We start from the raw sequence: 12,722 nt of genomic DNA on the forward strand, positions 1-12,722 counted from the left end.
CAGCTACTTCTCCCCCACGGATTCGACGGACGCGATGAACACCCGGCCCTCGACCAGGGCGGTCGTGACCTTCTGCAGGTACTGCTTCTCTTCGCTACCGGGCGCGTACTCGGTCAAGCTGATCGAGTACGTGTCCGGGGCAACACCGGTGACCGTGAGGCAGTACGTCGTCCCCACCGGAACCGAATCGATACCGCGCTGAATGGCTTCGGCCGAATTGAACGCGGCACCCGGTGCGACCAAGGCCCGCACCGCCGCACCGGATCGCTGCACGTAGTAGGCGTGCTCGAACGCGGCGATCACACCCTGCGCGGTGGCCTGATCGCCCTGTGCGGCCGGGCACCCCGCCGTGGGGGCCGTCGTCTCCGAGGGCGCCGACGGGCGCGCGGTCGGAGCGATGCTGTCGAGCGAAACCGGATCGCTCGGTGACAGGCGGCTCAAAAACGAGACCACCACGATGACAAGCGCGGCCAGCACCGCGACCACCAGGGCGGACAACATCAAGAACCCTGCCGTGCGGACCCGCTTACCATCACCGGCGTCGCCCCGTGTCGGACTGCCGGTCGCAGACAACACCCGCGGACCCGAAACCGGCATTCTCGGTGATGCGGTCTTCTTCGACGACACAGCCGGTCACCACTCCTTACGCGCTGACCGGGGCGGGGATGCCCGCGCCAATGGCATCGCTGATGAGCTGCGATGCGAGACCCGGTGTTGAGTCGCCGAAGAACGTGGTCAGGGCGGTGTCGACCTGCTCGAGAGCTTGCTTCCCGCCCGGCTGGGCGGCAGCGAAGTCGCGAACCTGCTGATCGATAACCGGGGCCGCCTCGACCGTGTCCTGAACCGCAGAAACGACCTGGGTGCCGATCGGGTCGGCCGCCCACTGCTCGAGGACCTGCTCGGTCTGCTCGGTGATCGCCGGTTGATCGACGTCCGCGATTTCGACCTCTCTCGGCTCACCCTTGTCCGCAGCGGCGAACGGTGTCACCGCGGCGGCCGCGCCGAGACCGCCAAGACCCGCCCCCACCACGAACGCGGGAGGGGCGCAGGCCGCTACGCCCGCCGCAGCACCAGCAGCGGTGGCGAGGACGCCCACCGGTGCCCACCCGATACCGGGGAGGAAGACCATACCGGCGCTCATGCCGACGATTCCGGCGGCCGTGCCCGCTGCAAGACCACACGCGGTGCCGGCAACGACAGCCGCGGCGGTCCCGACGGTGACCGCACCGACCGCGCCGGCACCGATCTGCGCTGCCGAGATCCGCTCGGCGCGGGAGGTCTCCACCCCGAGCGACCGCCAGAAGGTGGTCGTCGCGGACTCGACGTTCGCGACTGTGTTGTTGGTGCGGTCCTTGTCCACATCGGACACCCAGTTCGGCTGCTTGAGGTGCAGCTCACCGAGCCTCAGGGTGTCGCGGGGCGCGATGAACGGCTGCGTTGGCTCCACCCACTGCGGAAGGTGTAAATCCTGAAACTGCACCGGGGCGACGTCGGCATAGCCACCTTCCGGTTCGATGTACTGATTACTCTCGTAGTCGAAGTTCGGGATTGCCTGGTACACGATCGGCTCCGCCGGTGCGGGACCCCAATACACCGGGTCTGGCTGTGCAGGCTCGATGACCTCCGCCGGTGCCGACTCGGCGGGTGTCGACGGTGTCGAGGTGATGCCTGCCTGCTCCGCCGGAGCCTCCGGAGTCGTGATCCCGGGCTGGTCAGGTGCGGCACTAGCCATCCCGTTCGTGGCCAATCCGATCACCACCGTCACCGCCCCGAGGAGGGCAACCCGTTGGGCTGCCTTCTGCTTCTGGAGGCGATGCTGTCCGCCGATTTCGTTGTGGTTCATACGTTTCCCTTCGTTGTGCCGCGCGTCATCCGAGGCCCGGTATGTATTTGAGGCCGTCGAAGAAGAAGATGAGGAAGTTGAGGAACATGCGAGAAGCCCTTACGTGAGAACGCACTCCATGAGAGGCGTGAGGAATTGGTGCCCGTCGAGGTGATCGTCAGCAGTGAGGTAAGTCAGAAGCTGGGGATCAGCGCGTGTCCGACCGGGCACGTCGGATGGCCAGGCAGATGCAGCTGGTAACAGGTGTGCCCGGGTGCCCGTCCCGGGCAATGCTCAACGAGACCGGGTGCCCGTCCCGTAGGGTGCGGCACGATTGCCGGACACGGTGTCGTCGCTCGCGGCGCCTGTAACGGCAGCGAGGTGTAAGTACGATCAGCAGGTGGGTATAGCCGAATGCCCGAGGTCATCGGGTCCTCCATATGGGTACGGCAACGGCCCGCGAGGATCCGAGATCCTGCGGCATGGATGCGCAACGCGTAGACACGCTGCGGGAGAGAGAAGGCCCCAGGTGCGAGAGGGGACGCCAATCACCGATGCACCTGGGGCCTAACACGGCGAGCCCCCAGCAGAAGAAGCGCGGCGGATAGTTAGTAACTGTCCATACCAAAGTCGGTTAGCCACCCGCAGCCTCTCCCCCGGAATTCGTACCTCGCTTAAGCGTCGCCACTCCTGCGCGCTTACATTTAGTGCATACATCGGTGATATGAATGTACCCACTCGGTCCGTGTTTACGCAACGCTTATATATCCTCCCGCTGTGATGTGCAGCGCGCGAGTGTTGGGGTCAGAGACGCCTATCTTCCTTAAGTACGCTGCTTCCATGCCCGACATGCAGCAGTTCGCCGATGTGGTCAATCTGCGTCGACGTCAGCTGGGGCTGAGCCTTGCCGCTGTCGCAGCACAAGGCGGGCCGTCCGAGCCGACGATGGTGCGGATCGAGAGCGGAGAATCACCGCCATTGCGCGTCGCGACGTTCAAGAAGCTTGACCATGTGCTTCGGTGGGCCGAGGGAAGTGCTGCGACCGCGTACGAGGGCGGCGAACCGACACCCTTGGGCTCCGATGAGGTTGGTGCGCCAGCTGGCGAAGTATCGATTACCTACTCAGCATTGGGTGAACTTGTCGAGGTGAGCGCCGAGCTTCGCCGGCTCGCCAACAGTATTGACGAGCCAGAGCTGTCTGCCGCGGTCGACCGTTTACGCACGTTGATCTCGCCGTATATAGGCAGAGTCGCCTCGGCCATGCTCCGAAATCAAGGGGAACAGGGGCATGTCAGGCCTACGTGGGTTGCGCAAGCGCTCGATGAATTTTGGGCTGTACCTCCGGAGGACATCACTCCGGCTCGAACCAAGGCAAATATTCGACGTCGTTCGCTGGCCCACGATCTAACGAAGGATGATGATGCAGATGTTTGAGGAAGTTACCGATCACCAGAAGGTTGAGTTGCTTCTTAGTGTCACGGCGCTGAATAGCGCTGAAGTTGCGGAGACACTCGGTTGCAGTGAGCAGGCGCTCCTGGCTGGTGATCTCACAGCGGGTCAGCAGCAGCGTTTCGTGGAGATCAGCGGCGTTTTCAACGACAGGAGTACCGCTCACGCCACCTACTTCGGCACTCCTGGTGAGAATGACGCCTACACCGAACTTCGGCTGTTGAAGGCGTTGGTAGCTGCTGGGCCAGAGTGCGTTATGTTGCGCGGGTCTGCCACCGCGAGTCAGCGTAAAGCCCTTCTGGTCAGTCTCGAAGAGGTTGGGAACCCCAGCGACGCGCAAGATTGATGACATCGGTTGCGCTGACGCCGGAATTAACGATGGTCTTGGGATACGGCTCGATAGAGCTCGAGTGTAGATCTGCGATCGTGACTGTCGCTGGGTCTAGCCCGAGGTCATAGAGGGTGTCAATGCACTCAGTGATCATTCGGACGGTGCGTGCGTCTGGGTCGAGATCTTTCATGTCGAGCTTTACGTGCGGGGCGGCATCGGTCAGGTCTCGCCACAGAACTTGAAGTTCGGTGACGTTGACGGATGATCGGTTGACAGCACTATCACCACTTGTTCGTCGGACCACGGCTGCTGCACCGACCAAGGCCACCACCAAGGTGAAGTACGCGAAGAGGTTGCCGTTCGAGTTCCGCTGGAATTGCTCCGCCGGTCCAATGTCGCCAGCAGAGGCACGAATTGCGTACCACAACAGTGTGAGCGCATTGACGCCGGTGGCAAAGAAGAGGGCAACGACCGTGGCCGAAGGTGCGAGCAGTCCGCGATTCGGTTTATCGGTTCGGATCGCAGCGGCGAGAACTGTCGCGGCATATGCTTCGAACACGATGATCGAGCCTGCATAGATTGTGAAATATGCGACCGCGATGCCCTGCGGATGCACGGCTTCGATGACATGGTCACGTTGACCTGCCAGTCCGTCGAGAGCAATGAGGCCAGCTGATGCTGCGACCACCCCTGACGTGAGGCGGGCGGGTCGTAGGCGGTTCGCTGCACTTGCTGCTGCCCAAGCCGCAACCGCCGCTGCTATTACACACAAGACGTGTGCGGCCAACCGGACCGTGCGGGCATCGAGACAGGCGGCGAGAATGTCGTTGATGGGGCCAGCCTTGAGGGTGTCTACCGCTGTGAAGCACAGGATGAGCACGGTGACGATCCGCGCATGTCTACTGCGGACCAGGCAGAAGCGGGAGATCACAACGATCCAGGCAAAGATGAGTATGCCCAGATCGAGAGCGAGTGGTAGGTGATTTCTCATCGGCTCGCGTAAGCCCGAATCATGTTGTTAGCACAGACGATCTGCACAGAGTTGTGCAGCGCCTTGAAGTCCAGATCATCGAGTAGCGTGAGAATCAGCAGTTTGGTAGCCAAATACTCGGCACCGTACTCCGCGATCGTGTCATACTCGGTTCGTTTGAGGGCGTCCTTGAGTAGTTCTGGGGACAGTGAGGGAAACCAAGCGGCCAGCATTTGGTCATCCAGGACTTCGGTCATTCCGCAACTATGGTCCAGAAGTATATGTGCCAATTCGTGACAGATGATCAAGGTTGCTCGCCACGACCCCGCTCGGTGATCGTAAAACACGTAGTCGGTGTTGTTTCGGGCGCGTAAGAGGAATCCGGAAGGCCGATCCTCCAGACTGGAAACCGGGAAAGGCACCAGCAAAACGCGCCTTCCGGTGCGGTTTGAGCAGAACTGGCGCAGGTCCTCCACCGTCACTGCTTGGTGGCTGAGTGCCTGCGCGACAATGTGTCTCGCCTTCAGTCGAGTCAGATATCGTCTGAGCCTGATCATTGTGTCCCCCGCCGCAACATCGTCCGAACTGCTGCTGCGTCAATTCCTGTCGCAATCTGATGAAGGCCGGGGCCTACAACCTTCAACGCAGGTCCGGTATCAGATTCATCGACCACGCTCAGCTGGCCGGACTCCGCCACCAAGCCAGCTGCCACCGGATCCACGAAGCACGAAGCTGTGACACCATCGTGTGCGGGAACGCGCCAATTATCCGAAGGGTCATATCCGTAAGCCGCTCCCCGGCTGACCCCGTAGTCCTGATGGATACGACGAAGGATTCTACCGGGCTCACCGACGCCGAAATCCTCGTTAGTGAGCAACACGGCTCGAGTGACATCGATTCCGATCCAGAGGATAGGCAGTTCCGAGGACGCGATGTGCTGGGAGGCGACGGGATCATGTCGGGTATTGGTATCCCCGACCTGCCGCAGCCATTCACTGGTGCTTGCGCCGTGACCACCCATAACAACGACACGTTTTAGCAGCACCGGCAGGCGTGGCTCCTGACTGAGGGCAGCTGACAGATTGGTCAAAGGTCCGATGCATAGCAATTCCCCTGCACCAGCGTGGTCTCGAGCGAACTGAATGATCGTCTCGACTGCGTTCGTGGGACCAGTCCACCGCGGCCGAGGTGATTCGGTACCTCCGAGGCCATCCGGCCCGTGAGCGTCGCCGCGACGCCAGGAAGAGTACGGCTGAGACCCGCTAGCAACCCGTACGTGGGTTGCGCCGACGGCGTCGAGCACATGCCGTGCATTCGCAGCTGCTTCCTCGGCTGTGCAGTTTCCCCAGGTCGTTGTGACACCTGCCAACTCGACGTCTGTTGATCTGACGAGGTATGCCAGCGCTAGCGCGTCGTCCACCCCGCAGTCACTGTCCACGAGAACGTGTCGCAATTCGAATCTCCCAAAAATGATTAAGTACCATATCGCTGATGTACCGCTAACATACGGAGGGAACTTAACGAACCGCTCGGATGCGACGGCCACAATATCTCGATCCGCACAGCGTGTCGGAGCGGCATCGACGGCCCAACCTGGACCAGGATGGACACAGTAGGGAAAGCGCCAAGGTAAGGAGATTCGGATGGCTATGCCAAGCAAAGGCGACCGTGGCCGTTTGGGCCGTGTTCCGATTGCCGTGTACAGCGATCTCGAAAGACTGGCGGAGAAGGCGGGTACTAGCTCAGTAAGCCAGTACGTCTCTGACTTGTTAGCCCTTCATACCGGGCATCCCGAGCTAGTGCGCGAGCTGGATCAGGGGGTGTTGCCACTCTCCGCATAAGGACGCGAAAGCGGGGTCCGACACCAAAGGACGACTCGCAAGCCGCCACACATTGTCTGCAGTGCTTCTGACCAGCTGAGAAACCAAAAACCCCCGGCGGGTAGGCCGAGGGTTTTCGAGGTTGGTGAGATTCGAGTTACCAGCTCGATTCTCAGTGGTACTGCTGCTTCCCCGAAGGGACTGTCTTGGCTGACATGTCTCAGGGTATCGCATGCCCTGATCCAGGTTCAATCATTCATGCGCGTGTCACAGAGGTCTGCGCTGGTGACGGCGCGAAATCGAAGATCTACGAGGCGTGCACTCGACTGTGGTCGCCGCGTCGACGAGTACGAATCGATCCGGACCGAACTCACAGCTACACCGCCACGGTGTCTATCCCGGCTCAGCCGCCGGAGTTTCCGTGGGCAATCTACCTCGCCGACTCTGACCAGCGGTTTCGCCTGCTCGGGTTTGACTTTGACAGCGGCCGCCATGGTCGGGACGTCGCGCGCGAAGACTCGGACCGTCTGGCTTCTCAGTTGACCGACCTGGGAGTAGCGCACCTGCGGGCTCATTCGGGACCTACCGGTGGGCAACACGTATGGGTCCGGCTCGCCGAAAACGGCGCAGACCCGGGCATGGTTCGGCGACTGGCGAATGCCCTCAGCCAGCATTACCCAAGTCTCGACACTTCTGCACTGACGAATCCGGCCACAGGCGCAGTGCGCCCGCCAGGAGCGCCCCATCGAGCGGGAGGGCGATCGAGACCACATCTGCAAGGCGAGGCCCTCGTGGCGGCACTCGATGAGGTCGGCCGCGGAGCAACACCGGAGGTCGTAACCTGGCTGCTAGCGCGCCATCCCCACCCTGAACCGCATCCCTCCTTCTCCGGCCGTTGTGGCCCCGCAGTGCGGATCGTGGAAGACTCCGCGGGTCCCCGCCTCGACCGCCCCCGCCGTCCCATTCCCCACCGCACTGCAGCATTACTTAGCGCCGCACCGGCACCGGGCACCGACCGCAGCGCCCTGGTCCATGCGATCTTCCTGTCCATGGCGCGGGCCGGACACACACTCGACGACGCCCGTGCCGCCGTTGCCGACGCTCCGGGCCTGATTCGGCTTCGTGAGGATCTAGCCCGCGGCCGCGGCGAGATAGAACGCCAATGGTCACGCGCTGTCGCCCGAGCCGCTACCTTTGCTGCTCACCCTGGCCAGGCGCCGCGTGAACCGGTTGACGACGAACTCGACGGCATTGAACATGCCCTCGTAGCGACATCGGCGCGATGGGGCAGGCGAGGAGGGGCCAGTGACGAGCGAATACTCCACGCGCTGACCGGGTTGGCGCGCACCGCCCGGACTCGAGTTCTCGACATCGACTGCCGGCGCCTCGCACAGACATGCGCCCTGGACGCTTCCACTATCTCGCGCAGGCTTCGCGTGTTGGCAGGGGAAGGCTGGGTGACGCTGACGACTCCAAGCGTGGGGACGCGAGCTGCAAGGTGGACTCTCAATCTGCCACCTGATGTGGGCGTAGAGACTTCTTATGCAACACAAGGGGAACCCGCCCCCGTCTCTGGACCTGGGCTCTCACCCCTGACTCATCACACCCACGATCTATGGAGTCCGCTGAGGTACGGCGGCCTCGGCGCGGCAACCGCACGTGTCCACTGGTTCTATCGATCTGGAGTGGACAGCCTGAATGGCTTGTCGGAGAAAACTGGCTACGGCATCGAATTCATCCGAAGGGCACTCATCCGCTTGCAGTCGGCGGGGTTGCTTACCTCGGATTCCACGGATGAGCAGTTGCTCCGGGTCCTAGAGATCGCCGCACAGACCCGTGGTGTTGCCGGCATCAACGCCCGCCGTGCATCACGACACCTGGTAGACCGCGAGCTGTTTACCTGGTGGAATGAAGAGCAACAGTGGAGAACCACGCGGGGTAAAAAGCGCGGGACACGTCGCAATACGTCCACCGGAGCGTTTGCGCTACCAATCTCGGCGCCGGCGAGAGTCCGCTACGGCAGGTTCCCCACCAGATCGAACGGAAGAGCTGACTACAGCACGGCCCGGGCGGTCGTGGTTCAGAGTTCAGCCGGTCGGGCGGCCGCATGACAGCACGATCGATGGATCGACGAATGTCGCCTCTAGCGTGGCATCCATTGGCTGGCACGGATTGCGGCTAGGTTGTCGAGCATGAGGCGCCCAACCCGCTCGACGGGCCAGCAGGAGCGCCGTACTCCGCGGACTCCGTGCCGCACCGCTAGTGATGTCGTTGCCCGGTTCGCTCAGGGCGCGAAGACCGTCATAATCGATTCCCCGCCCGATCAAATCCTCGAGCTCCACGACCTCGTTGGCAGTGGCACCCTGCGGATTTCGGGCTCCTCATGCGTCCGCATCTCCACCAGCAGACCTCAGCAACAGACCCGGGCGCCGGCTATCGTCGTCACCGACGCAGCGCAGGCGCAGCTTGAGGGACATACTCGCTGCTACGCGTACACCATCGGTATCGTCGAAGCGTTCGACGATACCGAGGTCGAAGCCCGCAACAAATCCATCGTCTACGCGGTCGACCGAGCCAGGGTTCGCGCCACCGACGAAGCCACGATTTACGCCTACGACTGGGCTACGGTTCACGCCGAGGGGCACACCACCGTCCATGCGACCGACAACAGCCGAATACTGCTTCACGACAATGCCCACGCCACAGTGCAACGCGGTGTCACCATCCACGGGCCCGCTCGCAACAACACTAAGGTTCGGTGACCCTTCACCGACCCGCCGTAGCAGTAGGGCACCGTTCGTTCCCGGATTCATACCGTCCGACAGCTCCAGGTGCCGCGGCCGGCGAGGACCACTTCCGGGATGTCCCCGCCAGTTGGGGAGATGCCCGAGGCGCTGATCTGCCTCCGGCCGATTCGTCCGCGATTCCGGTGGGCCACCGTTTACACGAAGAGCGTTCTAACGCCCTACCGTTAGGGCGTTGTGGCGCTAGAACTGCTATATGAGTGCCTCCGCCTATTTCGGCGATTGCTTCAAACGCTGGAACCGAGCGTCCGACCATGTTGGACGGCACGGGACCTAGCCATCTGCTGCCTTAACGAATGTCGACGTTTTCAACTGGTCGCACCCGCTGTGGTTACACGAAGCTCCTTGCCGTACTTCGCGCGGTCCGATCTGACATCAGGCAACGGTGGTACGTCGTATCCGGCCTGACGGGCAAGGGTTTCAAACTTGTCGTAGCGGCGCCATGCGGTCGAGGCATGCACGGATGGGGTTGACACGCTGCCGATGTACTCGAATGACAGAGACGGGTCGGCCAATTTCATTCGTGCAGTGGCCTTCACGGCATCGGAGAGGGCGGAATTTTCGAGGAGAGCGCCGAGGGAGAGTGTATTCGGGGATGGCGCGACTTCGATTGATTCGGGCTCGTGGTGGTCGATCAGGGGCTCATGATCGGCTATCAACTGCAGTTCGACGCCTTGGGTAGTGACATCGCTTCTAGCGCTGTCACTGAGGTCGTCATCCTCTACGTCCTCTAAGTACTGTTCGTTCTCGATAGTGAAGTCGCCACGGTCGTGGTCGGCGAGTTCGTGTTCGCGGAACTCGAAGAACTCTGTTTGGTCGACTTCGTCGGCGGCTATGCGCACTTGGGCGTTGTACTCGTTGTATGCCGAGCCGATGGCTTTGATGAGGATTCCGAGTCCATGTGTGCAGGCGAGGATAAGTGCGGGCGGGATGATCGCGGTAAGAGCTGCGACCCAGGGTGCGTTTGGCGTGATGCCGATCTCAATGCCCGCGTCAATTTTGTGTTGTGCGTCCAACACGGCTCGATACGCATGGGATGCGTTCATGTAGACACTGAGGAAGACGACGACGGCTGCGAAGCCAGCGAAGAAGTTCCGGCCTTTGGAGTGGCCGGTGATCTTGTTCAGTGCAACGGCCGCCATCGTTGAGAGCCCGATTGCGCTGTCGATAATGGCCGGGAGTATCCAGGCGAGGTCAGCACGCATCATGTTCTGGCGGCCGAAATCTCGCAGTGCGTCGAAGGATAGTACAAAACTCCCGGTGGTGATGCCAGTGGCGATCAGGATCGCAACGATAAGGACCACGATGAGACTGCGAAACTGGATCTTCGCAGCTCGAAGGTTAAAGTCGGTCATGATCGGGCTGTTCCTTCCTGCGGGTCCCCGGTCATGGAGTCCCGCCTCTTTGCATATCGGCGGGACTCCCCTGCTTACACAGAAGTCAGAACACTGCAATGCGCCAGTGATTACAGGCGCGGCCTTCCTTGGTTGCCTGGAGGCGGTGCCGCTGCCCGAATCGCGTCGATTACTTGGCTGGGAGTCATGCTCTCTGACAGGGCACGGAGTGCGAAACGCACGATCGCGCTCCGCGAATCGATGCGTGGCTTCTGCTTGCGGCCGAGGTAGATGGCTTCCTCAAGAAATTGGTCTGACGCGTCGTCCAGGTAGATCGTTGACTTCGTCAGCTCCTCCGGTTCCTGAGCGGTGTCAGAAGTCGGCGCTTGCTTCGGCGATCCTTGAGCTGTCTGCTGGGGCTGCGTTTGCTTAGGTTGTACAACACCTCCCCCACCTGCGGCGACGGGTGGTATCTGCGCGGGAGCTACCTGATCATCTGTCACGGGCGCCACCGCCGGCTGCACTAGGCTGGCCGGTTCCTTGATAGGCGGCGTAGAAGGCTCTTCCTGGGCGGTCGACCCATTCGTGAGGTTCACCGGCGTAGTTCTCGGCTGATGACGCGGAGGCGGCATGGTGCGAGTTCCGTTGGGCCGAGCGGACTTGCTCCGCATCTTGTTGAGTTGATCGATTCCGTTACTCACTGGACATACTCCCTGAGGTACTTGGCCGTGTCTGTGATCGCAGCGGCGAATGCGCGGAGCGGTTTCGCCGGAGGGTCCTCGGCCGTTATCGCGATTCGCTTCGTACGGGTACCGACGTGGCTGGCCGCCGGAATCGGCGGACCAACTTGAACTGGCGTCCCTTCGATCATCCGTGTGAGGCGTTCGACGGCGCGTCCAGGAGGCACCGGCGGCACCATGGATGGCGAGATGACAAGCGGATAGTCTGCCAATTCATCGATGAGTTGCTCTGTCGCGTCAAGGTCCAGAGTCCGCAGCGGTGTCGGTGCCAAAACGACATTCGCGACTGACAGCGCGCCATGCCCGTGAGGACTAGAGCCTGGATGCGTGTCGACGACAATCCACTCTGTGTCCCATTCTTCCGCCCATTGCACAAGCGCCTCGGCCATAACCTCCTCGGAGGGTGCCTGGTCGTACAGGTCTGGGTGCCCTGGCACGAGGCGTGGTTTCTTGAAGCCTTTGATCGGCTTTGGAACTCGTCCAGACCTGATCGCGTCAAGCAGCGGGATCTTCACACGATCTTGAGGGCGATATCCCCACTTGCGTGTCGCTCCCCCACCGTCGTGTTCGAGGTCGACGAGAACTGCGTCGAGTTCGTATGCAAGTTCATAGGCTGCCGTGGTCTTGCCTACGCCTCCCTTGCGGGAATGGCAGACGATGATGTTGGCCATTTGCGCCTTCCTGAGTACTCATGCGGAAACGTCCAATTCGCAAGCGACAGGACACGCAGTCAGCGACAAACCTTGGAGTTGCCGGCGTCAGGTCGCGACTGCGCTGTTAACGCTACAACCGCGCCGTGAAACTGGGATGTCGACACGCCGCTGTGGCGTACGAACTGTAGAACGTTAGAACGTTGGAACGTTGGAACGTTACAGCGTTATAGCGCTAGAACGTCGAGCGGCCTTATCTGGTGTCCGCCGCCAGCCAGGGGTTTTGCGGCGCTCGAACGGCGCAGTGCAGGGTCAGGCCCATCTTGGCGGGACCTAGGTCTAGCGCTATAACGCCAGAACGTTAGACCGCCGCCTGGCTGTTGCGCATGCTCAGGGCTGGGGGCGCAACGAGGACGAATGGCGTTCTAGCGTTAGAACGCTCCAACGCCCTATTGGGGTCGAGTCGTTGCGAAGCGTGTGCAAGCGAGCGTTGTAGCGCCATAGCGTCCCAGCGGTAGAGCGTTTGATCGGCTGCGTTGCCGGAGTGCGCAATGCCATGGTGTTGTGGCGTTAGAACGGCGCAACGTTGCAATGGCCCGCGGGGTGCGCAACGCGGCGTTACGAAGTTCTGACGTCACAACGCCGCAACGCCGCAACGCCGGAACGGCGGAATGCGTGCATCGCTGCGTACTACGCACGAGGCGGCGGTCTAGCGCTATAACGCCAGAACGTTAGACCGCCGCCTGGCTGTTGCGCATGCTCAGGGCTGGGGGCGCAACGAGGACGAATGGCGTTCTAGCGA

General features: G+C 61.7%; 10 protein-coding genes. 3 read left to right on the forward strand and 7 right to left on the reverse strand.

The window, feature by feature from the left end; translation table 11 throughout:
- Positions 1 to 3: 3 nt before the first annotated feature.
- Both ACH49N_RS27110 and ACH49N_RS27115 read right to left on the reverse strand, forming a co-directional pair.
- Positions 4 to 627 (reverse strand): hypothetical protein, encoded by a 624-nt coding sequence (locus ACH49N_RS27110; RefSeq protein WP_358275601.1) that lies wholly within the window; start codon positions 625 to 627, stop codon positions 4 to 6.
- 16 nt (positions 628 to 643) lie between these two features.
- Complete coding sequence (locus tag ACH49N_RS27115; RefSeq protein WP_358275603.1) at positions 644 to 1,843, reverse strand: insoluble domain protein; 1,200 nt, start codon at positions 1,841 to 1,843, stop codon at positions 644 to 646.
- Positions 1,844 to 2,662: 819 nt separating this feature from the next.
- On the opposite strand from ACH49N_RS27115, the gene ACH49N_RS27120 reads away from it, so the two are divergent.
- Both ACH49N_RS27120 and ACH49N_RS27125 read left to right on the forward strand, forming a co-directional pair.
- On the forward strand, positions 2,663 to 3,256 hold the full coding sequence (locus ACH49N_RS27120; protein WP_358275605.1) for a helix-turn-helix transcriptional regulator: 594 nt from the start codon (positions 2,663 to 2,665) through the stop codon (positions 3,254 to 3,256).
- Positions 3,249 to 3,617 (forward strand): hypothetical protein, encoded by a 369-nt coding sequence (locus tag ACH49N_RS27125; RefSeq protein WP_358275607.1) that lies wholly within the window; start codon positions 3,249 to 3,251, stop codon positions 3,615 to 3,617. The genes ACH49N_RS27120 and ACH49N_RS27125 overlap by 8 nt, the downstream gene beginning before the upstream one ends.
- Here ACH49N_RS27125 and ACH49N_RS27130 read toward each other — a convergent pair.
- The 3 genes from ACH49N_RS27130 to ACH49N_RS27140 all read right to left on the reverse strand — a co-directional run bounded on the left by ACH49N_RS27130 (position 3,574) and on the right by ACH49N_RS27140 (position 6,118).
- The gene (locus tag ACH49N_RS27130; RefSeq protein ID WP_358275608.1) at positions 3,574 to 4,533 is read right to left on the reverse strand and encodes a DUF6545 domain-containing protein; all 960 of its coding nucleotides are present in this window, start codon (positions 4,531 to 4,533) and stop codon (positions 3,574 to 3,576) included. The two genes, ACH49N_RS27125 and ACH49N_RS27130, sit on opposite strands and share 44 nt — an antisense overlap.
- Before the next feature lie 56 nt (positions 4,534 to 4,589).
- A complete protein-coding gene (locus ACH49N_RS27135; RefSeq protein ID WP_358275610.1) occupies positions 4,590 to 4,829 on the reverse strand; it encodes a hypothetical protein in 240 nt (79 codons plus the stop codon).
- Positions 4,830 to 5,125: 296 nt separating this feature from the next.
- On the reverse strand, positions 5,126 to 6,118 hold the full coding sequence (locus tag ACH49N_RS27140; RefSeq protein WP_358275612.1) for a nucleoside hydrolase: 993 nt from the start codon (positions 6,116 to 6,118) through the stop codon (positions 5,126 to 5,128).
- Positions 6,119 to 8,584: 2,466 nt separating this feature from the next.
- Between ACH49N_RS27140 and ACH49N_RS27145 the strand changes: the two genes are divergently transcribed.
- A complete protein-coding gene (locus ACH49N_RS27145; protein WP_358275613.1) occupies positions 8,585 to 9,154 on the forward strand; it encodes a hypothetical protein in 570 nt (189 codons plus the stop codon).
- 350 nt (positions 9,155 to 9,504) lie between these two features.
- Here ACH49N_RS27145 and ACH49N_RS27150 read toward each other — a convergent pair whose 3' ends face one another.
- Together ACH49N_RS27150 and ACH49N_RS27155 are read right to left on the reverse strand one after the other, a co-directional pair.
- Complete coding sequence (locus ACH49N_RS27150) at positions 9,505 to 10,551, reverse strand: DUF2637 domain-containing protein (protein ID WP_358275615.1); 1,047 nt, start codon at positions 10,549 to 10,551, stop codon at positions 9,505 to 9,507.
- Positions 10,552 to 11,227: 676 nt separating this feature from the next.
- The gene (locus ACH49N_RS27155) at positions 11,228 to 11,941 is read right to left on the reverse strand and encodes a ParA family protein (RefSeq protein WP_358275617.1); all 714 of its coding nucleotides are present in this window, start codon (positions 11,939 to 11,941) and stop codon (positions 11,228 to 11,230) included.
- Positions 11,942 to 12,722 lie beyond the last annotated feature (781 nt).

Source organism: Rhodococcus sp. NPDC019647 (genome assembly GCF_044389235.1).
GTDB lineage: Bacteria > Actinomycetota > Actinomycetes > Mycobacteriales > Mycobacteriaceae > Rhodococcus_F > Rhodococcus_F oxybenzonivorans.